A 24,799-nucleotide genomic window follows, 5' to 3' on the forward strand; every position below is an offset into this window, starting at 1 on the left:
TCACTAAAATGAAAAGATTATTATTTCTAATTTCCTTAACCCTGATTTCATCAATTTCTGCGCAAGAATTTTCGATGGATTATGTAAAAAAAATGAATCCACGTAATATCGGACCTGGCGGAATGAGCGGTCGTGTAACGTCTATCGATGTCGTTACATCAGATCCAGATATTATGTACGCGGGTACAGCTTCTGGAGGATTGTGGAAATCCACTTCTGGTGGAATTAAATGGGCGTCGGTATTTGATAAAGAAGGTACCGCCTCTATTGGTGCTGTCGCGATACAACAATCCAATCCTTCGGTAATTTGGGTAGGAACTGGTGAAGGAAATCCCAGAAACAGTCTCAATGGTGGATTTGGAATCTATAAATCTTTGGATGGCGGCAAGAACTGGATGCTGATGGGCTTAGAGAAAACCAGACACATTCACAGAGTAGTTATAGACCCTTCAAACCCCAACACCGTTTATGTAGCGGCGATCGGTTCGCCTTGGGGAGAACATCCGGAAAGAGGAATTTTTAAAACTACTAATGGTGGAGAAACCTGGAACAAAATACTGTTTGCTAACAATAAAACCGGTGCTGCAGACCTAGTAATGGATCCTACCAATCCCAATAAATTGATTGCCGCTTTATGGGAACATAAACGAGACCCGTGGTTTTTTAAATCGGGAGGAGAAGGCTCTGGACTTTATATAACCCATGACGGTGGAAAAACCTGGCAGAAACGAACCGATAAAGACGGTTTACCCAGAGGAGATCTGGGGCGTATCGGAATCGCCATTTCCAGAAACAAACCAAATACAATCTATGCTTTGGTCGAAGCCAAAAAAAATGCTTTATATAAATCAGAAGATGGTGGATTCAACTGGAAAAAAATAAACGACAAAAATGATATAGGTAACCGTCCCTTTTACTATTCTGAGATTTATGTAGACCCACAGAACGAAAATAGGGTGTATTCGGTATTTACTTATGTAAATGTATCAGAAGATGGTGGTAAAAACTTTACACAATTAATGCCTGCATATGGAGTTGATAACGGAGTGCATCCCGATCATCACGCATGGTGGATTCACCCAGAAGACGGTAATTTTATGATCGATGGTAATGATGGAGGATTAAATATCACCCGTGATGGTGGAAAATCCTGGAGGTTTATAGGGAACCTACCCGTCGCACAGTTTTATCATATCAACGTAGATAATGAATACCCTTATAATGTATATGGAGGTATGCAGGACAATGGTAGTTGGCGCGGACCAGCCTATGTTTGGAAAGCACAGGGAATAAGAAATTCATACTGGCAGGAAATTTCTTTTGGAGATGGATTTGATGTGGTGCCAGATAAAGACGATTCCAGATACGGATGGTCTATGAGTCAGCAGGGATTTGTAAGCCGATATGATTGGATGACTGGTAATAACTATACCGTTCGACCTACACATCCGGATCCAACAATAGAATTACGTTTTAATTGGAATGCCGCAATTAATATTGATCCTTTTGACAATAGTACCCTGTATTTTGGAAGTCAGTTTGTCCATAAAAGTACAGACAAGGGATTAACCTGGAAAGTTATCTCTCCCGACCTGTCTACCAATGATCCTGAAAAACTAAAACAGGCAGAAAGTGGTGGCTTAACTATGGATGCTACCGGAGCAGAAAACCATTGTACTGTATTGGTCATCGAACCTTCTCCTTTAGAGCAGAATATGTTATGGGCAGCGACAGATGACGGTCGCGTACACATAACTCAAAACGGAGGAACAAACTGGACCGAAGTAACCAAAAACATCAAAGGATTACCAGCAGGAAGTTGGATCGTACAGGTCAAAGCTTCTAATAAGAAAAAAGGAGAAGCGCTTTTAGTTGCCAACGATTATCGAAGGTTTAACTACACTCCGTATGCTTACCGAACAGTTGATTATGGTAAAACCTGGGAGCGCATTGTGGACGGAGGCAATGTAAAAAGTTATGCACTGAGCATTATAGAAGACCCTATCGAAAGAAATTTACTGTTCTTAGGAACTGATGACGGATTATATATTTCACTGGATGCTGGAAAGAAATGGACCAAATGGACAGCAGGTTTCCCTACGGTTTCTGTAAAAGATTTAGTGATTCACCCCAGAGAGCAAGATCTAATTATCGGTACTTTTGGTAGAGCTGCGTGGGTGCTTGACGATATCAGACCATTGCGGGCTTTAGCCAAAAACAACAATATTCTTAGTCAAAAATTACAAGTATTCGAACCACCTATTGCCTATCAGGCAGCCTATCAGCAACCTACCGGAAGTCGTTTTGGCGGAGATGCGTTGTTTAACGGTGAAAACAGAGATGCTGGTGCGCGTATTTCTTATTTTGTAACCGTATCACAAAAAGAAGCGTCTAAAAAAGAGAAAGACGCTGATGAAGCAAAAGAAGAAGGTGATGAAAAAGAAACAGTCATCAAAGAAGAGAAAGAAGATGACACCGTAGAAGACGATGAAAAAGAAGAAAACAAAGTGAAATGGGATTCTATTCACTTAAAAATTTATGATGGCGATCGTTTGATCAGAACGCTAAAACAAAAAACTCCGGATTCTACCGGAATTTATAAGATGCGTTGGTTTATGGATGAAAAAGGTGTTGATCGCCCATCCAGAACGATTCGTAAAAAATCAAAAAGAGAACCCGGTGGTGTGAGCGTGAAACCAGGAACCTATAAGCTCGTTATGGAATATGGTGACCAGAAATCAGAAACTAGTATTCAGGTTCAATCGGATCCCAGACTGCAGGTTTCTCAGCAAAATATCAATGAAGTCTACGCCGCTTCAAAAAAACTGGAAGCTATGAGGCAAATCGCAGCAGATGCCGTAAAACAATTGGCAGAAAGTAAAGAAATAGCTTCAAAATATCAGAAAGACTTGAACAAACTGGATAAAAAGAAATATAAAGATCAAATAAAAGCCTCTAAAAATATCATCAAAAAGATAGATACCACAATGGCATTGTATTTGGGCAAAGAAGACAAAAGACAAGGTATTACTCGTAATCCGGAAATAACAGTAATGCAACGTCTGGGAACAGCAGGATGGTATACCGGTAGCAGGCAAAATGGATTGACCGCAACCGAAAACACACTCATTCAACATGCCGAAGATGCGTTGGCAGATGCATTAGAAAAAACCAATACATTCTTTACAACAGAGTGGAAACCGTATCAGGAAACTATAGAGAAACTGGAAACGTCTCCGTTTAAAGAAGTAAAAATGTTCACAATCAAATAAAACTTTCAATCATGAAAAATCTAATTATTTTAGGGCTTGGAGTACTCCTCCTCTACTCCTGTAAAAAAGAAAAAAAAGAAGAGGTTACTAAACCTGTTGCCATTGAAGAATATTCCATAGCACAATTTATGGATAACGAAAATGCATTTGCCAATGGATTCTCTGCAGACAAATCCCACGTATTGATGACCAGCAATCGTTCTGGAATTTACAATATGTACACAACATCGGTAACCGGTGGAGAATTTATTCCAGTAACACAATCGGATAGTTCTTCTGTTTTTGGGATCTCCTATTTCCCTGATGATGACAGAATCTTATTTAGAATGGATGGCAATGGTGATGAGATTTATAAAATCTTTCTAAAAGACAGTGCTGGTATCACTCGACTCACTCCAGAGAAAAATGTACGGGCTTTATTTAGAGGATGGTCTAAAGATGGAAAGAGTTTTTTTTACGGAAGTAATGAACGGAATCCAAAATATATGGATCATTATGAAATGAACATTGCCGATTTTACTTCTACCACGATCTATCAGAATAATGACGGAATGGATTTTGGCGGTATGTCTGAAGACAGAAAATACATCGCACTTACCAAAGCAGTCACGACCAGTGATGTGGATTTATATATCATGAATACAGAAACCAAAGAAAAAACTAAAATCAACGAAAATAGAAGTGGTAATGTGCCGCAAGATTTTTCTCCTGATAACATGGCGTTCTATTACACCACTGATGACGGTGCGGAGTTTAGCTATTTAATGAAATACAACCTTGCTGATGGTACCAAAGAAAAGATAGCAGAAAAGAAATGGGACATCAGTTCGTTTTATTTTACCAGAAATGGAACCTACCAGGTGATGTTTACCAATGAAGATGCTAAAACAGTGATGGATGTAAGAGAAGTGGCAACTGGTAATGCAGTAGCATTTCCTTCTTTCGAAAATAAAGAAATTTCGAGTGCTAGTTTTTCCAGAGATGAATCCATGGCTTTCTTAAATGTATCGGGGTCAAGCACTCCCAGAAATGTGTATTCGTATGACGTAGATTCTAAAGAATATCATCAACTAACAGATGTATTAAATAAGGATATAGACCCAGAACATCTGGTCGCATCAGAAGTGGTTCGTTTTAAGTCTTTTGATGGATTAGAAATCCCTGCTATCTATTATAAACCAAAACAAGCAACACCAGATCATAAAGTGCCGGCATTGGTTTGGGTTCATGGAGGTCCGGGCGGACAATCCACACAAGGATTTAGTTCACAAATTCAGTATTATGTAAATCACGGATATGCCATTTTAGCCGTTAATAACAGAGGAAGTAGTGGCTACGGAAAATCCTTCTATAAAATGGATGATCAAAACCACGGTGATAAAGATTTAAAAGACTGTATCGCCGGAAAAGATTGGTTAGCTCAACAAGATGAGATCAACCCGGATAAAATTGGAATTCTTGGAGGTTCTTATGGAGGATATATGACGATGGCTGCACTTACTTATGCTCCGGAAGAATTTAAAGTAGGTGTCAATATTTTTGGAGTAACCAACTGGTTACGTACGTTAAAAAGTATTCCGCCTTGGTGGGAATCTTTTAAAGAAGCTTTATATACCGAAATGGGGGATCCTAATACTGCAGACTCGATACGATTACGTAAGATTTCACCATTATTCCATACCGAAAAAGTAACCAAACCATTGATCGTACTTCAAGGAGCGAAAGACCCAAGAGTATTAAAAGTAGAATCTGATGAAATTGTAGCAGGTGTGAAGAAAAACGGGGTGCCCGTAGAGTATGTGTTATTTGAAGATGAGGGTCACGGATTTGTAAAGAAGGAAAACCAGATGGAAGCCTACGGACGCATTCTGAAGTTTTTAGACAAATACCTAAAAGGATCTGGATCTGAAACGATCAATGATGATAAATCAGAAGATAAAACCGTAGCATCCGAATCTTAAAAACGCATACAACATACCCATGAAAAAAACCGTTTTAGTACTAGCACTATGCATCAGTGCTTTATATAGCCACGCCCAGGAAACAGGAGAAGATGAATGGGGAGCTTGGTATATGTATTTTGGCACCAATCAAATCACGGATAAACTCAGTATTCATTCGGAGGCACAGATTCGGTTCTATGAAGTAGCCGGCACCTTTAATCAGCTATTATTACGAACTGGTCTTAACTATCATTTAAACGAAAAAGCAATTGTTACTGCAGGATACGCATATATCAATACCGATGGAACTTTTGAAGATATTCCGAATGAAGAAAACAGCGAAGAACACCGGATATTTCAGCAGTTTATTCTAAAAAATGAGGTGGGAAAAATAAAATTCGAGCATCGCTATCGATTAGAACAACGTTTTATCAGCACGCAGTCAGATGATGTTACAGAACATCGGGCACGATACCGACTACAACTCACCTATCCTTTTAATGACCAATGGTTCCTTAATTTTTATGACGAAGTATTTATCAATCTTCAAGAGCCTATTTTTGGGCAGAATCGTTTGTATGGAGCGATAGGATATAACGTAAAATCAAACTTGAGTCTTCAGTTAGGATATTTAAAAAACCACTTTAGCGGTATCAACTTTGACCGATTGCAGTTAGGTGTGTTCTTTAACACCGATTTTAGAAAGAAAGGATAATGTAGATGTATCCTGTACATTTAGGCTTCGCTCGATGTACGGGATTTTCGAATTATTTATGATTGCTAGCAGTTAAATACCGGTACTTCTTCTTTTGAAAAAAGAAGAAGTTTTAGAAAGAAAATAAATGAGAGAAATTGCTATTATTGGCACCGGACCACGTGGGCTCGCTGCTTTAGAAAGTTTCTTTGTGGTACTTTCCGAAGATCACCCGCAAAAAAAAATAAAGTTTACGCTTTTTGAGCCTTCAGATGAAGCCGGCACCGGAACTGCCTGGAATACAAAGCAAGCGGAGACCAATTGGTTCAATATTACCGAAAGAGCGCTACACAATCTAGCCGGAAGACCAGCTATACATCTTACTAATTTCAGTGTACCCGCTTTTCCCTCCTATACAGATTGGCTTCCGATAGAAGAACAGCATCCTCCAGAAGATGCGCCTGATCAATTTCCGCCAAGAAGAAAATTAGGAATTTATCTAAACCAGCGATTCGAGTCTATTGTTACCGTACTCGAAAAACAGCAACTTGCCACGTTAAAAAATAAAGCAATAAAAGACATTGAATATAAGGACAAGATGTTCTATATCAAGGATATATCAGATGCCCTTTATCAATTTGACGAAATTGTGTTGACGATCGGGCATCAGCCTACTACCTTATCAGATCAATTGCAAGAATGGAAAAAGCATGCAACCCGTAACAACCTCTACATTTTTACGGATCCATATCCTGTAAAAAACATCCTCAATACGCCTATCGATGTTGATACGTGTATAGGAATCAGAGGGTTTGGTCTGGCGATGATCGATGTGATGAGAGCGTTAACCATCGGCAGTGGTGGTGCTTTTACCATAACCGATCCAGAGACATTCGAATGTACCTATCATCCCGGCAGAAATACAACACAGTGCATCCTTCCTTTTTCGTTGGATGGCAATCCAATGGTTCCTAAACCGATCAATAAAGCAACAGATGCATGGTTTACACCCACAGATGCAGAAATTAAAACGTTTGGTAATACCATACGAGTAGTTGCACAAGGAACTGAGAAAGTAACAGATATTCATTTTTTAAAAGATGCAATAGCAGTGATTGCAGCGCGTATATACAAAGATCTGGGTAAAAAAAGTTTACCGCATGACAAACAAGTTTCGGAAATCCGTAAGATTGTTATCGATTGGCTTACAGACGAAACGCATCAAGATCCATTAGTTCAACCCGTTAATAACCCAGCGCATGAAACTATCCAAGCGTTTATTGGTATGGCGCTTGGCAAAACACCAATTTCGTTGGACTATTGTATCGGTCAGGTGTGGCGTCATTGTCAACCCACATTATATACAGAATTCTCGCATCCTGATCTACCTGATCAAATCGTAGAAGATGTTATTTCATTAGACGAGCGAAGCAAACGCTACTCGTATGGTCCTCCGGTAGAAAGCATGCAGCAAATACTGGCTTTGGTCAATGCCAATGTGATCAACCTGAATGTTGTAAACGATCCAGATATTGAATTGGTCGCAGAAGGTTGGAAACTGCGGTCCGGAGCAAAAGAACACGTGGTACACATCTTGATCAATAGCGTTTTAGATCCTGCCCAATTATTGGAGGTGACATCGCCCGTGATTAAAAACTTATTGGCGAACGATATCATAGCCCCCGTACACTCTAAGTTAGGGATACATACGCGTACCAATGGTTATGCAGTATTACCAGATGATACAGCAAGTATCCCACTCTCGGTATTAGGACGTCTTGCCAAAGGAAGTGTGATTGGCGTGGATGCCATTTTAGAATGTTTTGGGTCAAGAATTGAGGATTGGGCAACTGCAGCAGTACAAAGAATATAAAATAACATCAATATAATAACTCACATGACATCACTGACTAAAAAAGACAATCCCGCACTACTGCTTATCGATGTGCAACAAGGGATCAACACTCCTGGATATTACGGCACGGAACGTAACAACCCGGATGCAGAAAAAAACATCGAAACCTTATTAAAAAAATGGAGAGCAGCAGCGTTGCCCATTTATCACGTAAAACATTGTTCTACGAATCCAGATTCTCCTTTAGCTAAAGGGAAGCTCGGTAATAATTTTCAGGATTTTATTGTCCCAAAAGAAACCGAACCGGTTATCGAAAAAGACGTCAATAGCGCATTTATTGGGACCGATTTACAAATGCAATTAGAGCGCACAGGGATCAAAAACGTAGTGATTGTAGGGCTTACTACAGAGCATTGCATATCAACCAGTACCCGTATGGCTTCCAATTATGGATTTCAGGTGTTTTTGGTAGAAGACAGTGTTGCCGCTTTTGATAAGATAGGATCCAATGGACAAAAGTTTAGCGCACAAATGGTTCACGATATCGAAATCGCCAACCTAAAAGATGAGTTTGCTACGATTGTAACCACAAAACAACTACTGGATGCACTGTCATAACAATTAAAAAATTTCTTTTTTGGGTCGGTGTGTTTAAAATTTGCTTGTCTGTTTATGTACACCTCGGCTCTGCTAAATGTATGTGTTTAGCAGTTTATTTGAGCGCACTGAGTTGTCACACTGAGCGGAGCCAAAGTCTAAGCGAAATAAAAAAATTCACTTACTTCTACGCTATGCAATTTCCATCTTACTGTAAGTAAATTGTAGAGTATTATCTTAAATTAGTTATTATTAAATCTGATCGTATGACAAAACTAATTCAACTCAACCTGATTACCGTAGTGATTCTTTTTCTTACTTCTTGCGCAACCTCAATGTCTCCAATTGAAGTAAATAACACCTTACCATCGTTGACTAAATCAAAATTCATGTCTCAATCCGAAGCAGAGGAGTTCATCGAAACCAGTCAATGTAAATATCTAACAAAAGGAAGGAAGTATGTCGTTCCTATTGGATATACTATAAAAGGTGATTTAAAAACGGAGGTAGAGGTATAGATGAGTGGGTAGAATTAGATGGAGGAAACGCCTATGTGCTTATTGGTTTCAAATGGATTACGGTAGATCATAACGGCACCACCGAACTTCATCTTGAGTTTGATACGTTATCATGTGATTCCTTATGATATGGACTTAAGGAATCAATTCAGGAGGTGTAGGACACTTTTATTGACATATATTTTCTAACCTTTAAAAGTTATTTTTCAAAATTTATATAATCAAGTATGACAACTTTAACCCGCTTTTTTTTATTCAAGGCTGGTTTCCATTTAGGCATTAGATTTATTAGCCTAGCTACTTCATCATCATAATTAGCACCAATAGATTTAATTCTTTTATAGTCATAAACTTCACCTTCTTCATTTATATATAAATTGAAATACACAGACTTACTAGGAACTTCGAAATCCTTTACTTCAAATTTAGAATTGTTTTTGTAGAATTTGAATAATTCGGATTCTCCACCTTTAAATGTTGCTTTTTTATCAACGGCTTCCTTGTTGTACGTCTTTACTTCATTTTTAGATTTATTAAAAAAAACTCCTGTTCTTGGTTTATCTGAGATGTACACGCTATATGGTATAAAGCACAAACTATAATTAAAAGTATTCTTTTCATAGAAAGTTATTTTCTAAACTTATTAAAAGATCTAATTTTTTTCTTTTCTTCGATTAACCAAACAAAATAAATCAAACTCGGTATAGCTATTCTTATTGGTTATATAAATAAAGAATAAATACCTCCTTTATCTAAGTATTTTAAAAGAAAAATAGTAATAATAATTGTTCCAAGAATCATACCTCCCGCTAGTCTGTGACTGGTGATCTCAAAGATCGGAAAACAATATAGATGAAACCACAAGAAACACATTCACACTAATCTATTTTTAAAGAAAATTCTGAAAAAACACCCTACCTACAGGTATACCCAGGCTACTTTTGACACAATACCAATAGAAGCAGTAAATCGCTCTACGATAGTTTTTCCAGAGCAAGACAAGTGTATAATAAGTGGTCACCACCTTATGAGCTTCTATTTTAGCACCGAAAACATTTCCTCGTTATCGGATTTTATTTCAATTTTTGAATGTTTAACAAGTAGTTATTTTAATTAATGTCTATTATCATAACGCAAACGTATAAAACCTCTTTCTTTATCAAGAAAGTATATTTTACTACAACCAAACGAATGATATAACAATCCAAAAAATACTGGTGGTTTATCATTGAATAGTTTGCCCGTCATTTGTTCTGTCATAAAACTCTTGTTCTCTCTGTTGATAACCATACGAGTATAAAAATGAACATATCCATTGTACATCGTATGGGTAGAAAACATCGAGTCATAAAACAACTCATCGTTCTTGGTGGACGCAATCAATAAACTGATTCCACCGTCCTATATTGTGGTTTTAGGGCGACCATTCTCATCTACGAGTTGCTGGTATAAAAATGTATTATCTAGCACAGTACGTTTCTGGTCGTTAATAAAGGGTTTTGCCTGAAAGTCCATAGACTAAGTAATTTGGTATTGGAGTGATTAAAATATCAAAAATACCGTTCACAAACGTTCAAAATGCTATGATTTCGATGTAGGATATTTTCCCGCGATGAAAAGTGTCATTATAGTCACAAAGGGTACACTGTAATAACTTATTTTTCATCTTCTTAGGCTGTATCTACATTTCGGCTTCAGCTCTATAAAGTTTCTTACAGAGACAACAGGTACAACTTCGTAGCAGTGTCATCCCCTCCAGATCTCTAAGATCTTATCGTGCAGGTTTTCCATCTGTGCAGTGCACGAATAAGCGATATTAGTAAGAATTAGATGTAAGAAACAGTAAAAGACTTTTAGTTTACAGCTATTTTTTACAACAACACACCAAAACGAGGGAAAACACTTATAAATAGGGCGTTTTTACATATGAATTAAGGGAAGTCAAGTGCTAATTTTGAGCTGTAATATTACACAAATGTAGTGGAGATCAGAACCACAAAAAAAACGAGGCGATACCGAAAAGCCATAAGAGTAGGAATAATTAAATACGATAAAAATGAGCACTTTAACAAAACAACAAGACCTATTTCACCCTTCTAATCCGGATATTAAAAAAGCAACTCAAGATGCTTTCAAAAAAATTGAATTTGTCGATAAAGGTGAGGCAGAAAACTTTTTGACTAAATTAGAAGGGTCGGTGCCAACGCCACTTGGAGCAAAGGCATCATTAATTTTTGCTGGTATTTACGGTAACATAACCGTTCAACCCACATCAGGAGGTTATGAGAACTGGAAGTTTGATGAATCATTTTGGGGAGCCGGAGCCGTAGGAGGAAGTTCTATCGGTTTTATGTATACAGCATATAGTAGCTGGGATGCTTTCTTTAAAAATGTAACCTCATTTCATGTGCAAAGTGTTGCTTCTGGTGGCGGTATTTTACAAGTAAACTTTTTTATTAGTAATGGTACACCAGTTGGCCAGTTTAATGGAGCATTGGCTGGAGCTGGAGCAGTTGAAGGAGGCTCTTCCGGAAAATGGAAAAAAGCGTAAAATCATAAACAAACTGGAGGAAATAATCCCTCCGGTTTGTTTTTGTTAAGTAACTTGTAATCTCTATAACAAAAAAAGAAATGTTCAATTATTTTTGATTGTCCACTTTCAAAAAACAAACATAAGCTGCTTCTGTACAACATACTATCCCTATAGCACAGTTTTGTAATACATCTACACAAAACACTCACTACACCAGTAATAGATCCTTTCTTTTGACCAGTGATTATAGCGGCAGTGATACCATTGCTATACACTATAAAAACAGCGTACAAAGTCAAAAGAACATTATGTGCTCAAGTAGTAATCTGCTACTTTTTATATACTAATCCTTAGCAAACAAAATATACCCGTTACTAGGTATTGTAGACTACCCATAAAAGAAACAATTTAGCCATTCAATTGTAAAAACAAATCCAATGAAAAAAACATTATTCGTAATTGCATTATTTAGTATTACTTGTTCCTATTCACAAACTAAATGCGGAATTGACTTAAAAGAAGCTTTCCGAGAAAAATATAGCTTCAGTAATCAATCTGATGTTTTCAATCATTTTAATACTTTTTTCTCTCTTGACGAGAAACAACTAGATGAATTAAGCAAAAAATCTGAGTCAGGAGAATCTATTGATGCTAAATATGAAGCCATTACGGCGTTTTGGTCTAAAAATAAAAGTAAATCTCAATTCCGAAAAAAATTCAGAGAACTTAAAGTAAGACACGAAGCAGGTTTTACTATTGATAATAGTTTTTATACCGAGTATTATCAAGAAACTGTTAGTTCTTCTGCATTAAATGCGTATGTAGCGTGTATAAAAACTCTTCCAAATGAAGGAACAAAACTTAAAGGTGGGTTTTATTATGAAGTAGTTGGTGACTTAGTTGCTGGGTTTACATTGGTAGTAAATAAACAGCCACAAAGCGGACAAATAGAAGAAGCAAAAATAATTTCAGTTGTTACCAATAATTTAGATTTTTATGATAGCTATAATCTAAAACCAGATGCTATAATAAGAAGCTTTACAGGTATTTCACAAAACATGAAATTGATGGATCCCAACTTAAAAGCAACTTTGACATTAAATATTGAAGGTTTTGACCCAATGGTTATAGAATTTCCGGCATATCCATATGCAAATTTTCCAGTAGGTAGTATCATAATTTCTACTTTAGATTTTAATGCCTTTAGTACGGAAACCAAGAATACTTTACCATACTTGGATAGAACAAGCAAATGGTCTCCTGCTGATGGGCGCGATGTAAAAAATTCAGATTACGGAATAAAATACAATCAATTTGTTCCAGATATGAGAGGACAGTTTATTAGAGGTAAAAATCAATTCTTTAATTCGGGTGAACCTCAAGACTTTGATAATGAAAAAGATAATGGAATACGCTTTGATGAAAACAAATATAGTTATCAGAAAGATGCAACTAAACTTCCTAATCAACCATTTAATGGCATAACTAATGCGGATGGCAAACATAAGCATTCATTTGTAGACCAAGCTACTAGATACAATTCAAGAGAAGGTGATGGTCGCAAAGGTACTAGGCACGGAGACCAAAAAACTAAAAACACTAATATTGACGGAAATCATAGTCATTCATTTTCAATAACAAAAGGAGGCGATAAGGAAACAACCCCAAAGAACATTGCTGTTTATTATTATATCCGAATTAATCAATAAATAATCTCTGTTAAGAATGTGAAAATATAGGCTTAGCCCGCACAGATTTGTAATAAGCCTACGTACTATAAAAAAGCAAGCGATATATAATTATAAACACGAGGAACGAAAAACTCCTAAAATCATAAAATATCTTACACCTATGTATTAAAAATATAAGTATTTTAGTAATTATATCTTTATGCTACTTAAAAGCAGAAAACGAAAAAAATGATAAAACTATCTTAACACTTAGCATAACACTATATACATTAGCCACTTACGCTCAAAACACAACGGATGGCCTGACAGCAGAATTTTTTAAAAATACGAACAGGATACTGATGCTGCATTTGACTATATTTTCGGAACTAATAAATGGATGGCAGAAAGCAAAGATGGAATAGTAAGTAATTCGGATGTAAGACCAAGCAAGCCAGAATTTGAAATAGAAATAAAAAAACATCTAAAATAAAAAAAGATAGATTGTTCCTGTTGCAGAAATTCACAAAGATTATCTACTTGTATACGGCATTCCAGAAAAAAAAAGAATTCATAAAAGCAAACGAGAGTAAACAGGTAAAAGAGTCTTATATTTTATAAAATTAACCTCAACCTCAAACCCTGAACAAGTACTTCTCCATCATACAAAATACTCCTGACAATAGCACCATAATAATCACCTGATTTCTATCGTATCCAAAGGCGGCGGGCAAGCTAATTTTTCTTAGTTTCACTCCTAAAAAACCACTCAATCTCACAATTTTTTTTCAAAATATATTTCACGTCGAATTTAGATTAAAAATAAATAAACATTTGTACGTTGCTATCGAATAAAAACTTTTAATTCCTGAACCAAATATATCGTATAGATTATACGTTAATTAAGAAAACCAAAAAACACAAACCTACCTAAGTATGAAAACTTCTAACACAATCTGTCTTCTAAAAAAATTATCTCTATTGATACTTCTTTTAATTGGTAATGCATTACTATTTGGGCAATCTGTAACGTATACCCCATCTACAGAAATTATTGCAAATCCCGAGAGAGGATTACAAAAATATTCTATAACATCTAGCAATTATGCAACGACTCCAAATTCTAATAACCTTTCTGTTACAACTTTAAACAATTGGAAAACCAGTGCTGATAAAGTAACTGTTGTATATCGATATTTTTTGTTGGATGCATCCCTAAATTCAGATATCAACACCACCTTTTTAGAGAATATTCAAACCGATTTTGATAATGTTAGAACTGCAGGTCTTAAAATCATTGTACGGTTTTCATATTCTAATGCCCAGGGAACCACAGCGCAACAGCCAATTAAATCTCAAATATTAACACATATTTCTCAACTTTCTAGCGTACTAAATACTAATAAAGATGTTATTTTTTCGCTTCAGGCCGGTTTTATTGGCACTTGGGGAGAATGGTATTATACGAACTCTACAGAATTTGGAACAGATGGTGCTATCTCTGAAACTCAATGGGAAAATCGTAAAGAGATCATAGATGCAATGCTGGCTGCAACACCCACAGAAATCCCTATTCAGGTTAGATATGCTGGTATAAAAACTAAAATGTATGGAAATATGCAACTAAATGAACAAACGGCATATCAAAATACAGAACATGCCAGAATTGGATTCTATAATGATGCTTTCCTGAACGATTATGGCGATCAAGGAACGTATAGTGTATCTTCTCAATGTACTAATCCAGTGGGAACGGCTGAATACAATTATATTGCCAATGAAACAAAATACTTACCTATGACTGGGGAAACTAATGGGTTAAATGCTTGTGATAGTGGTTTTAGAACTAGCGGTTCTAATGCACTAAATGAATTGAATTTAACCAACTGGACCACTATTAATAGAGATTACTACATACCCTTTTGGACTCAGGCAATTAATTCAGGTCATTATGAGGAGATTGTAAAAAACATTGGGTATAGATTTGTTTTAAATTCATCATCAATAACATCAAACAATGACAATTTTGACCTAACACTAGATATATCAAATGTTGGATATGCAAGACCCTTTAAGAAGAGAAATGTATATTTAATTTTGAAAAATATGGGAACCAATGAAGTTACCAAGGTATTAATCGACACAGATATAAGAACTTGGGAGTCTTCTGTTTCCATCACGCAAAATTTTGATTTAGGACTAACAGGAACATTTCAATTATACCTCTGGATGCCTGATATTGAAACTAATTTAGAATCAAATTCTGATTACAGTATCCAACTTGCAAATCAAAATATTTGGGAATCTGAAACAGGGTATAACAATTTATCCCAAACTGTATCTTTTGATAGCACACTAAGTATTGATGACCTTGCATTAGAAAATAATTTTTCATTTTATCCAAACCCAGCTTCAGACATTATTACCATAAAATTAAAAGAATTGGATAATACAGAAATTCAAATTTTTGATGTTAATGGACAATTGATTAAGAAATACCTAGTCTCTGATCAAGAAGGACTAAATATTTCTAACTTATCCAATGGATTATATTTTATCTGTTTGGGTAAGAATACTTCTACTAGTGTTCAATTTATTAAACGATAGTATTAAAAAACGAAAACACAACAAAAACCGCTAAGCTATTCCTGTAAAAAGTTGTTAGGAACGCGGCAATCAAACGTCTATATACTCGAAAAAAAAATCTAAATAATGTATATTCGCCCCATTCAAAAGTTCAACTAATGCAATATAATACCATACACTCATATATAAAGGAAGTGCTTAACAATATGCCTGATGATTGGGTAGGCTTAACAACCCACCGGTTAGATATTTATGATGAAGCGATGGCAAAAACTCAGTTTTTAACTAAGCTGGAACAGCTGTTTCAAAAAAACAATTCTCAATCATCTGCACTAAGTGCATTACCGACTGCTTTTGATTATATTCGATTAGGGCATCCCTTGTCTTGTGTACTGGAATGGTTCATTGCTAAAACACACGATATAGATCCAGCAGAGGTCATCAGTTTTTCATCAAAGACGGTTCCTGTTTTGGCAGTATTAAGAAAGAATTTATTACTTCACAAGAATACCCAAATCGTGTATACCGATGCTTTACCAGCTATTTTTGATGCTGAACTTATACAAGGTGTATATGGATACGCATTTGATATGAAGCAGGTAGCGAACATATCTGACATTCCTGAGTTTGATGGTAGTACGATTTTCATTTCGCAACCGGATAATCTTTCTCATATCGAACTCGATCCAAAAGTTGACTTTTATATTAATATTCATGCGAATTTAGGTAGTGTTTTAGTAGCTCATGGTGAATACAATAAAAGTTATATTTCCGAAATTCAGCACGTAAGAAGAAGGGAAACCATTGCTATGACACCGGCCAATACACTGGTTGCCTTACAACAACTCGTATCGCAATCTCCTGTTGGTGAACCAATCAAGAATGTTGAGCAAAATAAAAAACAGGTTGTTGAATGCATCAAAGAGATTACAGGTACGCATACCACACCACTTGTTGGGTCTAGCGGACTCTCTATACAATATGCCATTATGATGGGCTTGATTGACGATGCTATAGAAAACCATAAAGGAAAATCGATAAAAATTGTGGTTCCGCCAAATTGTTATGGCGGTACGAACGATCAGGCAAGACGCGTTGCTGCCTGTATTGATCGTGTGGAGATTATGGATTTACCTGTTGATGGAGATCACGATATGGTACAAAGTATTAACAAGGTGTTGGATCACATTGCTCAGGAAGATGCTGTGCCTTATATCATCGCAGAAATTCCGACTAACCCCAGAGTAGAAGTTCCGGACCTTCTACAATTAAAAGCGGTTTTAAGTAAGCAGCGTACCACTCCAAACGGTGCTATTGCTATCGATCCAGTTTTTATTTTGGATCAAACATTTTGTCCTAATGTGCATTTTCTGGGTGAGGATAAGATGCTTTCTTCTGTTAAAGCTATTGCATATGTAAGTGGATCTAAATTTCCTAGTGGTGGCCGATGTACTGCAGGCTATTGTGTAGCTAATAAACAATCTGAGGCGCTTATGGAAAAGATCGCCTTACACTTAAGCCTTTGTGATAATGAGGCTACCGATCTGCAGCTGGAAATATTAGCAACACAATTACCGTCTATGAACCAGCGCATTCAGGATGCGTATCAGCATACGCGTGAATTTGTAACCTTTATAGAAGATACACTTCCAGCGGCGAAAATCAATTTTGTTTCTTCTGCATTAGCAGAAAAAGGGTTTACGCCCTCCGTATTTTCACTAGATCTCCCCACGAAAGGTGCAACGGATGAGGAAAAAGAATTCTATAAAAGAGCATTAAATCTGAAATTAATCAATTTGATGATTAACAAAATTCCTCATGAAAGTAAGTTCTGTGTGAGTTATGGACAGTTAAAGGGATGTTATTGGACGATCCCTGCTACCTCTACTCAAGGAACTACTAAAGAAGGTGATAAGGATTATATTGTTCGTGTCGCGCTTTCTCCGGATATGGATCTGGCACTTCATAAAAATATCTTTTTGGAGTTTGTGGAGCGTATTGGGTAGTACTGCTTTATTACTTATTTTCAGGTTTTAGAATGAATTATTCCTCTTTAACCAAACGTAAAAACTTCTGATCTCCGCATTCACCGAACACAGTAAACGAGTTCATTGCATTGCCATAATTCTGTATCTCAATTACATCATTGTAATATGCTCCCTGAACTTCAACTTTCGGTTCATCGGTAAGCAAACCTTTGAAAATGATACTTCCATCTTTAATCACAAATTTTCCAGAATGTTCTCTTTTAGTCGTTTTTAAATAATACTGATCGTCCTGTAATGTGAGCATCAGCTTACAACGAGAATCGGTTTCTAACGTATATGTTTTTTTATGCAGTTGATAGCTACCATTTGTATATCTTAATAGTTGTTTGGATTTTTGAGTGGCTTTTTTTTCATCACAGTCATCCTCTCCTTTCTCAAAAGTATCCATCGTAGTAGTTTCTACACTGACCGACATATCGTAGTATCCTTCAGACGATTTGGTATCGATAATCAAAATCTTTTTAACATCTATAAACTCTCCTGTACATTGCATATCCCATTCACCCCAATGTGATTGGGTTTCGAAAGAATTCAGCACGCGTACTAGTTTATCATTTTCCTGAATAAAAAGGGATAATGTTGTAGAACTATAGGGATTCGGTCTGGAAGCACCAATATAATAAAGAGAAATTCCAAAAGCACGTTTGCCATCAGCTAACCTGTAATTTGCAGTATCAATAGATACCTCTGTAAGACGTATAGCATCAGAATACCAACTTTCGGGTTCATAAAACTGATGTTTGATGGCTGCTGTTTCAGAATCTACTACCAAAACATAACTGTTTAGTACGAAAACATCGCCATCATATTCTAAATTGGCGATGGTTGGGATCACTACGACAGTGCTAGTGGTATCATAAGGCAATACCTTCTGAACTACAAATCCTTCATACACCTGTAGGGGTTGCACACCCAATTGTTCTAAGATTTTGGTAATAAACGGTAACCGCTTAAAGACTTCTTGGTTATTATCCATCGTTTTCTGCACTTCTGATGGCTTTTCTATAGTCTCTACGGCATCTTCTACTTTTTCAGGAATAGCCTCTACTGCGCTTTCTACTTTAGAACCATCTGCTAAAATCGTAATTCCTGCTTCTACAACATCTTTCTGCTGGGATTTGGAATTGCAGGAAATAAGAAGAATGAAAGCTGATAGTATGAGTAGGTTTTTCAATGTAACTTATTTTTAGTCTCGCATCAAAGTTACCTTTTTTATTCAACTTGTGTCCATTTACAAATTCCTCGCTTCGCAAAGTCGGGAGACCTTACAGAGCTAGGATCATCATTCCTGGTGGACTCAATCAATAAATTAATTCCGCCATTCTGTATCGTAGTTTTAGGTGCGACCATTCTCGTATCCGAGTTGCAGGTATAAAAAGGAACGATCCAGGGCATTGCGCCCCTGATCGTTGATAAATAGTTTTGCATCAAAGACCATAGCCTAAGTAATTTGGTATTCGAACGATTAAAATATCAAAATACCGTTTATCAAGGTTCACAGCGCTATGATTTCGATGTAGGAATATTTTATTTTCGAGAAATAATTAGTATATCACGTGCAACCGGATGCATCAGAGATATTATTATATTCGTACTGGAATATAAAAAAAGTACATGGAATATAAAACCTTTGAAACCGAGCGATTGTATATCCGACCCACTACTGAGGATGACGCAGCATTTATCTTTGAACTTGTAAACACCCCCAAGTGGTTCAAATATATTGGAGATCGAAATGTGAAGTCCGTAGAAGATGCTAAAGAATATATTCGTTCTAAAATAACGCCACAACTGACCAAACTAGGGTATTCCAATTATACGTTGATCAACAAACAAGATCAACAAAAAGTAGGAACCTGTGGTTTATATGATCGAGATGGATTGGATGGAATTGATATCGGTTTTGCATTTCTGCCTAAGTACGAAAAACAAGGTCTTGCTTTTGAAGCTGCAGATACCATCAAAAATGCTGCATGTACGTTATTCAATATCGAAAGCATCAGTGCCATCACCACTAAAGATAATAAGGCTTCTCAAAAGCTTTTAGAAAAACTAGGTTTGAGATTATCAGGAACCACCACGCTCCCAAATGATAATGAAGAATTACTCGTTTATACAATTAAAAAATAAATCTGCTTCTCTTTCGAAGGGAGAAGCAGATTTTCTTATATTTTGAAGAATGCTTCTGTTTATATCTTTTTTATTCCGTTGATCTTTAATATGTCATCAGAAACCAACACCACATTGAATCTTATTATTTGTGGTCCGTCTATAGCTTCTGCAGTCAATAGAACCTCATCGTCCATAAGCCTTATTTCTAAAATCTTGCCATTTTTCAGATTTTCATGAAACTCCTTAAAAAACGTCATATGCTGTTCCATTGAGAAGGCGTTCAGAAAGGAAGATACCGTGTTACGCTTCAAAAAAGAGTACCAGTCATCTTTATTATTCCTTTTTATAGTACTCATAAAATCCTTGACCAACTGATCTGCCATTTCGCCTGTGATTGGATTTATAGAACCAGCTGTAGCTACTTCGGGAGTGAAATCCGGTTTTAATAAAACACCTGCTATTTGAGATGCTATATTTTCGTAAGAACGTTTCATAGCATTGGTCATCATAATAATGGTAATATCTTCTTCTAGATAGCGCCAGAAATCTGCAAAGAAAATTCCGTTTCCGCCATTGTGGGCTATTAGTTCTGTATTTCTGGGTGTTGGAAAAATTGCCCAACCATATCCGTAATAAGATCCAGCATCTTCACCTTCTTCGATATGTTTGCCATAAAATTTATTTTTGGCCTCTGCATTAAGAATGTGATCGCCTACTAAAGCCTGGTGCCATTTATACATGTCCTTTACGGTTGATAACACACCACCATTTGCTCTCAGATGCCAGTAAGGACCATCATTTGCCCATTCTTTTTCTGTTGTTCTTCCCCAATTGCGGTCCGTTTTGTAACCAATCGCAATATGACCAAAAGAAGGGATTTGATATCCTGTTTGAGACATTCCCGCTGGTTTCCAAAGATGCTCTAACAGATACGCTTCATAAGTCACTCCCGAAAGTTTCTCGATAATAATCCCTAATATGCTATACCCAACATTCGAGTATTCATATTGAGTGCCTGGCGCAAACAGTAACTTTCTACCAAAAGCGTCTTGTACAAACTCATCCGTAGAAATTTTTTGGTAATCATCTCCAATTGCAGGAGGCAAACCAGATGAATGTGTTAACAAATGGTGTAAGGTCATCTCTCTCTTATCATCAGGAACATGATCAAAATACTTAGATACCTTATCCTCAACAGATAGTTTTCCCTGCATTTCCAATTTTAGAATAGCAGCACCGGTAAACTGTTTCGTTATCGATCCGGTGGTAGAAACGGTTTTTGCAGTATAATTGATTCTATTTTCACGATCAGCATATCCGTAGCCATTTTCCAAAAGAATTTTTCCGTTTTGTGCCACTAATATACTACCAGAGAAGCCTGCATCTTCTAGCCGGTTAAGATACTGAGTAAGCTTATCTTTAATCAATGTTTCTGTTTTTTCTTTGGCTGCTTGTGCGGTTACCGGTTGTTGTTTGCAGGATATAAGAATACTTATAATCAGTGCTAGTTTTAAAATTTTAATCATAATTATTTGTTTTTTGAAAGCCAATAATACATTGGTTTCAAAAGGTTTACAACTAAATGGTATCTAGGTAAAAATTAAGTTATGTTTATACAATTTGTTGGTATAACTAGCTTTTATAACTGCATCTGCTGTATTTATAACAAAAAAATCCATTACATCACATTTTGGAGAACTATTTAGCTTTTATCTATATTTTTGGATGATTAATATATGGAATATATGAGATTACAACGTTGGGTAGAGGTTTTATTAAATGTTATTTTTTGGGCAGTATCTATAACCTTGCTGTTATTAACTACAGAAACAGGAATGGTAGAAAACATCATAGAGGATGTGAATGGAAGGGTAATAGAAGAAACCATCGAAATGAGTTTGTTTGTATTGCCAAATCTGACAGGGATGCTTGGCATTATCCCTCTTTTTTATTTTACTACTTTTTATTTAGTTCCCGAATATTATGCTGTTAAAAAATACACTTCTTTTATAAGCTTTTTTCTTTTGGGGTTAGCGTGTGTAACAGCTGTAGAATTGCTCATTATTTATTTTCAGGAAACTCCTTTTCGTCCAGAAATTCTTAGATTCTTCTTGTTTTATAATCTTTTCTTTATGACTATTGCTATTATATATGGTATTGTAAGGCATCAATTCAGAATGGAGGGAAGACAACAACTGCTGGAAAAAGAAAAAATAAATGCAGAGTTGCGATTACTGCAATCACAAATCAATCCGCATTTTATGTTCAATGCATTAAATAATTTACTCGCCATTTCTGAAAGATCCCATAATCCGGAAACTTCGTCGGGAATCACCAAGTTATCAGATTTATTACGATTTATGATCTATGACACACAATCTGAACGTGTGTTACTTTCTAAAGAGATTGAGTTTATTGAAAACTTTATTTCACTACAAAAGCTAAAATACAGTACTGAAGATCCTTTTGAGATTATGTTTACGGTAGCTTTCAATGATCAAAATCCTAAAATTTCTCCAACTTTACTGATTCCTTTTGTCGAAAACGCATTTAAACATGGGCTTAATATCCAAGAAAAATCGTTTATAGACATCAAACTGGAGTTTAAAAATCAGCGCCTTTATTTTGCAATTAAAAATTCTAAACATCAAGTTCAGAAAACAGAATTTGATAAAAAATACTCTGGTATCGGTTTAGACAACGTAAAAAAAAGACTAAAGCTTTTATATCCTAATCAACATCATTTGGATATTAACGAAGATGAGCATACCTTTTATGTGCAATTAACTATCAATCTCACTAAATGATCTCTTCGGTAATTATAGATGATGAACCAAATGCTATCGAGTTGCTAAAAGGGTATATCGAAAAGCTACCTTTTATATCGTGCGTTGAAAGTTTTAGAAATCCAATTGAAGCCTTGATATATCTTAAAGAAAGTACAGTGGATTTGATATTTCTGGATATCAATATGCCACAATTATCAGGGATATCATTTATAAAAACATTAGAAAATTCACCTCACATTATTCTAACGACAGCCTATTCAGAATATGCAGTAGAAAGCTATGAGTATCAGGTGGCAGATTATCTTTTGAAACCAATTTCATTTGAGCGTTTTTTAAAAGCCTTGTTAAAGATCCAGCACACTATTGAAAGCACCATATCTAAAGAAGAAAACAATTCTATTATTTATATAAAAAGTGGACAACAGCAGTATAAAACAACGCTTCAAGATGTACTATATCTTCAAAAAGACGGCAACTATATCAGTTATATAACAACTGGTAAAACTATCTTAGCCAGACAATCGATTAAAGAAGCTTTACTGGTATTAGGAAATCGTTTTATACAAATTCATAAATCTACTATCATTAATCTAGATCATGTTTCGGCATTTGATTCTCAAGCAATTACCATTAAAAACCATAAACTTTCTATCGGGCAGTCATATAAAGTTAGGCTGATGAAATTACTGGGAGTGCACTAATAAAATGGAGTAAAAACCCCTGGTTTTATTCCTAAATTATTATATATCTTAGTACTTGTATCTCCTTGTACTAACCAAAAGATAATAACAAATGTCTGTAACAACCTCACAAACCAACGACCGAATAAAATTACCGTTCTCTTTTGATGCAGAAAAAATGATTGAAGAGTTTAAATCTTTTACTCCAGAGCATTTTGAATATTATAACGTGATTCCACTTCGTGCTCCTGCACACCAGGTTGATACTTCGCTTCCTTTTCCTCCTCCTGCAGATGATTATGCTGATGGTTCTTGGACGGATTGGTTGGATACAAAAGCACTGCAACAATCTCCTTACCTAACCAGCGTAGTTGATTTTTTTCGTAAACATACCAAGGTAACTTTGGTACGTTTATTACGTTTGGCACCAGGTGCCATCGTGAAAGAACATACGGACCCCACCTTGGGTTTGGAAATAGAGCGATCTGTTGTCCGGTTAACAATTCCGATCACATATAGTGACGATGTTACTTTTTATCTAAATAATACAGCTGTAAAAATGTTATCAGGAGAATGTTGGTATTTACGTCTTACAGATCCTCACAAAATTGAAAACCTTGGCACTACAGAACGGGTAAATTTTACGATTGATATGATCCCCAACGAATGGTTATGGAAAACAATTTTAGATAGTCAAGAAAAGAATCATTAAATTAGATTTGATTTATTAATATTGAATACCCCCAAAAGAAACCTATCTCTTCCTGAGACCGATTCAGAATTGATCCCTAATCCCCAAATTAATGCTGAAAATACATTTAGCATACCGTCATTGTAATATCGTACAGGCAACGTAGCTTATTTTAGATAACATAAAAACAGATAATATGGATCACAAATTGGTTATAGGGGTTTTTAGAAGGTTCGATCATAGTTTGGTAACACATACTACTGACGAAGAGGCAGAACTGGCACTCCACAACATTAGAAAACGAGCCTTGATTGATGTATTTGAGAATAAGAAAAACTTACATGTAGAGGGTTGGGGAGAAGCCAAAGATACTGAACCTCATGAGTTCGTTGAAATCATTTTAGGAATCGTGGGAACGGCAGCCTTTACTAATGTTGTCGTTCCAGGGCTCAAGTATGTCGGAGAAACATTGGCTAAAAAACTCGTCGATGATACCACCACAAATTCTGTAAAGTGGATCATTGCAAAACTGAGACCAAAACAAATATCGAAGGAAATCCTTGATTTTCAGATTAAATTACCCGACGGCACTTTGATTTCTGTAGATCCGCCGGATAGGAACGCTTCTATTACCGTTCATTTTAATAATGGAAATGTGGAGTCTATACAATATGACTCATTAAGTAGTTGAACAATACCAACAGTTTTATTATTATTTATTGAACTGTTTACTGCACATTCTTTAAAAAGATAAACCTACATCAAAAAAGCACCCACTTTTTAGGTAAATAAAGTATATTTAACCCTTCAT

20 protein-coding genes are annotated in these 24,799 nt (G+C 36.0%); 15 read left to right on the forward strand and 5 right to left on the reverse strand.

Annotated features, from left to right (window positions below; all coding sequences use genetic code 11):
- Nucleotides 1–8 precede the first annotated feature (8 nt).
- The 6 genes from ACWGOQ_RS10690 (at nt 9) to ACWGOQ_RS10715 (ending at nt 8,879) form a co-directional block, all read left to right on the forward strand.
- The gene (locus ACWGOQ_RS10690; protein WP_452058212.1) at nt 9–3,272 is read left to right on the forward strand and encodes a VPS10 domain-containing protein; all 3,264 of its coding nucleotides are present in this window, start codon (nt 9–11) and stop codon (nt 3,270–3,272) included.
- Nucleotides 3,273–3,283: 11 nt separating this feature from the next.
- Nucleotides 3,284–5,233, forward strand: coding sequence for a S9 family peptidase (locus ACWGOQ_RS10695; protein WP_452058211.1), 1,950 nt, complete (start codon nt 3,284–3,286; stop codon nt 5,231–5,233).
- A gap of 19 nt (nt 5,234–5,252) precedes the next feature.
- The gene (locus ACWGOQ_RS10700; protein ID WP_452058210.1) at nt 5,253–5,930 is read left to right on the forward strand and encodes a DUF2490 domain-containing protein; all 678 of its coding nucleotides are present in this window, start codon (nt 5,253–5,255) and stop codon (nt 5,928–5,930) included.
- A 127-nt stretch (nt 5,931–6,057) separates the two neighbouring features.
- A complete protein-coding gene (locus tag ACWGOQ_RS10705; protein WP_452058209.1) occupies nt 6,058–7,782 on the forward strand; it encodes an FAD/NAD(P)-binding protein in 1,725 nt (574 codons plus the stop codon).
- A 24-nt stretch (nt 7,783–7,806) separates the two neighbouring features.
- Entirely contained in the window at nt 7,807–8,382 is a 576-nt protein-coding gene (locus ACWGOQ_RS10710; protein WP_452058208.1) for a cysteine hydrolase family protein, read from the forward strand.
- A 245-nt stretch (nt 8,383–8,627) separates the two neighbouring features.
- The gene (locus ACWGOQ_RS10715; RefSeq protein WP_452058207.1) at nt 8,628–8,879 is read left to right on the forward strand and encodes a hypothetical protein; all 252 of its coding nucleotides are present in this window, start codon (nt 8,628–8,630) and stop codon (nt 8,877–8,879) included.
- A 199-nt stretch (nt 8,880–9,078) separates the two neighbouring features.
- Here the strand turns inward: ACWGOQ_RS10715 and ACWGOQ_RS10720 are convergent, their stop codons facing one another.
- Entirely contained in the window at nt 9,079–9,453 is a 375-nt protein-coding gene (locus ACWGOQ_RS10720) for a hypothetical protein (RefSeq protein ID WP_452058206.1), read from the reverse strand.
- A gap of 539 nt (nt 9,454–9,992) precedes the next feature.
- Complete coding sequence (locus ACWGOQ_RS10725; protein WP_452058205.1) at nt 9,993–10,262, reverse strand: hypothetical protein; 270 nt, start codon at nt 10,260–10,262, stop codon at nt 9,993–9,995.
- Between the two features lie 673 nt (nt 10,263–10,935).
- Here ACWGOQ_RS10725 and ACWGOQ_RS10730 point away from each other — a divergent pair.
- The 4 genes from ACWGOQ_RS10730 (at nt 10,936) to ACWGOQ_RS10745 (ending at nt 17,674) form a co-directional block, all read left to right on the forward strand.
- The gene (locus ACWGOQ_RS10730) at nt 10,936–11,430 is read left to right on the forward strand and encodes a VapA/VapB family virulence-associated protein (protein WP_452058204.1); all 495 of its coding nucleotides are present in this window, start codon (nt 10,936–10,938) and stop codon (nt 11,428–11,430) included.
- 419 nt (nt 11,431–11,849) lie between these two features.
- Nucleotides 11,850–13,121 carry a hypothetical protein gene (locus ACWGOQ_RS10735; protein ID WP_452058203.1) on the forward strand — a complete coding sequence of 424 codons (1,272 nt, stop codon included), beginning with the start codon at nt 11,850–11,852 and terminating at the stop codon, nt 13,119–13,121.
- A gap of 897 nt (nt 13,122–14,018) precedes the next feature.
- On the forward strand, nt 14,019–15,689 hold the full coding sequence (locus ACWGOQ_RS10740) for a T9SS type A sorting domain-containing protein (RefSeq protein ID WP_452058202.1): 1,671 nt from the start codon (nt 14,019–14,021) through the stop codon (nt 15,687–15,689).
- A gap of 137 nt (nt 15,690–15,826) precedes the next feature.
- The gene (locus ACWGOQ_RS10745; protein WP_452058201.1) at nt 15,827–17,674 is read left to right on the forward strand and encodes a PLP-dependent aminotransferase family protein; all 1,848 of its coding nucleotides are present in this window, start codon (nt 15,827–15,829) and stop codon (nt 17,672–17,674) included.
- A 37-nt stretch (nt 17,675–17,711) separates the two neighbouring features.
- Here ACWGOQ_RS10745 and ACWGOQ_RS10750 read toward each other — a convergent pair whose 3' ends face one another.
- Together ACWGOQ_RS10750 and ACWGOQ_RS10755 are read right to left on the reverse strand one after the other, a co-directional pair.
- Nucleotides 17,712–18,890, reverse strand: a complete 1,179-nt coding sequence (locus ACWGOQ_RS10750; RefSeq protein ID WP_452058200.1) for a PA3715 family protein — start codon at nt 18,888–18,890, stop codon at nt 17,712–17,714.
- Between the two features lie 38 nt (nt 18,891–18,928).
- The gene (locus ACWGOQ_RS10755; RefSeq protein WP_452058199.1) at nt 18,929–19,144 is read right to left on the reverse strand and encodes a hypothetical protein; all 216 of its coding nucleotides are present in this window, start codon (nt 19,142–19,144) and stop codon (nt 18,929–18,931) included.
- A 186-nt stretch (nt 19,145–19,330) separates the two neighbouring features.
- Between ACWGOQ_RS10755 and ACWGOQ_RS10760 the strand changes: the two genes are divergently transcribed.
- Nucleotides 19,331–19,846, forward strand: coding sequence for a GNAT family N-acetyltransferase (locus tag ACWGOQ_RS10760; protein ID WP_452058198.1), 516 nt, complete (start codon nt 19,331–19,333; stop codon nt 19,844–19,846).
- Between the two features lie 59 nt (nt 19,847–19,905).
- On the opposite strand, the gene ACWGOQ_RS10765 is transcribed toward ACWGOQ_RS10760, so the two are convergent.
- Entirely contained in the window at nt 19,906–21,354 is a 1,449-nt protein-coding gene (locus ACWGOQ_RS10765; protein ID WP_452058197.1) for a serine hydrolase domain-containing protein, read from the reverse strand.
- 219 nt (nt 21,355–21,573) lie between these two features.
- On the opposite strand from ACWGOQ_RS10765, the gene ACWGOQ_RS10770 reads away from it, so the two are divergent.
- The 4 genes from ACWGOQ_RS10770 (at nt 21,574) to ACWGOQ_RS10785 (ending at nt 24,679) form a co-directional block, all read left to right on the forward strand.
- The gene (locus ACWGOQ_RS10770; RefSeq protein WP_452058196.1) at nt 21,574–22,635 is read left to right on the forward strand and encodes a sensor histidine kinase; all 1,062 of its coding nucleotides are present in this window, start codon (nt 21,574–21,576) and stop codon (nt 22,633–22,635) included.
- Nucleotides 22,632–23,318, forward strand: a complete 687-nt coding sequence (locus tag ACWGOQ_RS10775) for a LytR/AlgR family response regulator transcription factor (protein WP_452058195.1) — start codon at nt 22,632–22,634, stop codon at nt 23,316–23,318. Before ACWGOQ_RS10770 ends, ACWGOQ_RS10775 begins: the two co-directional genes overlap by 4 nt.
- 91 nt (nt 23,319–23,409) lie before the next feature.
- The gene (locus tag ACWGOQ_RS10780; RefSeq protein WP_452058194.1) at nt 23,410–24,009 is read left to right on the forward strand and encodes an aspartyl/asparaginyl beta-hydroxylase domain-containing protein; all 600 of its coding nucleotides are present in this window, start codon (nt 23,410–23,412) and stop codon (nt 24,007–24,009) included.
- A 175-nt stretch (nt 24,010–24,184) separates the two neighbouring features.
- The gene (locus ACWGOQ_RS10785; RefSeq protein WP_452058193.1) at nt 24,185–24,679 is read left to right on the forward strand and encodes a hypothetical protein; all 495 of its coding nucleotides are present in this window, start codon (nt 24,185–24,187) and stop codon (nt 24,677–24,679) included.
- The last annotated feature ends 120 nt before the right edge of the window (nt 24,680–24,799 follow it).

Source organism: Aquimarina ulvae (genome assembly GCF_053613295.3).

Coding starts and splice junctions, on each gene's coding strand:
- ACWGOQ_RS10690 (WP_452058212.1), top strand. CDS start 9: ATGAAAAGATTATTATTTCTAATTTCCTTAACCCTGATTTCATCAATT.
- ACWGOQ_RS10695 (WP_452058211.1), top strand. CDS start 3,284: ATGAAAAATCTAATTATTTTAGGGCTTGGAGTACTCCTCCTCTACTCC.
- ACWGOQ_RS10700 (WP_452058210.1), top strand. CDS start 5,253: ATGAAAAAAACCGTTTTAGTACTAGCACTATGCATCAGTGCTTTATAT.
- ACWGOQ_RS10705 (WP_452058209.1), top strand. CDS start 6,058: ATGAGAGAAATTGCTATTATTGGCACCGGACCACGTGGGCTCGCTGCT.
- ACWGOQ_RS10710 (WP_452058208.1), top strand. CDS start 7,807: ATGACATCACTGACTAAAAAAGACAATCCCGCACTACTGCTTATCGAT.
- ACWGOQ_RS10715 (WP_452058207.1), top strand. CDS start 8,628: ATGACAAAACTAATTCAACTCAACCTGATTACCGTAGTGATTCTTTTT.
- ACWGOQ_RS10730 (WP_452058204.1), top strand. CDS start 10,936: ATGAGCACTTTAACAAAACAACAAGACCTATTTCACCCTTCTAATCCG.
- ACWGOQ_RS10735 (WP_452058203.1), top strand. CDS start 11,850: ATGAAAAAAACATTATTCGTAATTGCATTATTTAGTATTACTTGTTCC.
- ACWGOQ_RS10740 (WP_452058202.1), top strand. CDS start 14,019: ATGAAAACTTCTAACACAATCTGTCTTCTAAAAAAATTATCTCTATTG.
- ACWGOQ_RS10745 (WP_452058201.1), top strand. CDS start 15,827: ATGCAATATAATACCATACACTCATATATAAAGGAAGTGCTTAACAAT.
- ACWGOQ_RS10755 (WP_452058199.1), bottom strand. CDS start 19,144: ATGCAAAACTATTTATCAACGATCAGGGGCGCAATGCCCTGGATCGTT.
- ACWGOQ_RS10760 (WP_452058198.1), top strand. CDS start 19,331: ATGGAATATAAAACCTTTGAAACCGAGCGATTGTATATCCGACCCACT.
- ACWGOQ_RS10765 (WP_452058197.1), bottom strand. CDS start 21,354: ATGATTAAAATTTTAAAACTAGCACTGATTATAAGTATTCTTATATCC.
- ACWGOQ_RS10770 (WP_452058196.1), top strand. CDS start 21,574: ATGAGATTACAACGTTGGGTAGAGGTTTTATTAAATGTTATTTTTTGG.
- ACWGOQ_RS10775 (WP_452058195.1), top strand. CDS start 22,632: ATGATCTCTTCGGTAATTATAGATGATGAACCAAATGCTATCGAGTTG.
- ACWGOQ_RS10780 (WP_452058194.1), top strand. CDS start 23,410: ATGTCTGTAACAACCTCACAAACCAACGACCGAATAAAATTACCGTTC.
- ACWGOQ_RS10785 (WP_452058193.1), top strand. CDS start 24,185: ATGGATCACAAATTGGTTATAGGGGTTTTTAGAAGGTTCGATCATAGT.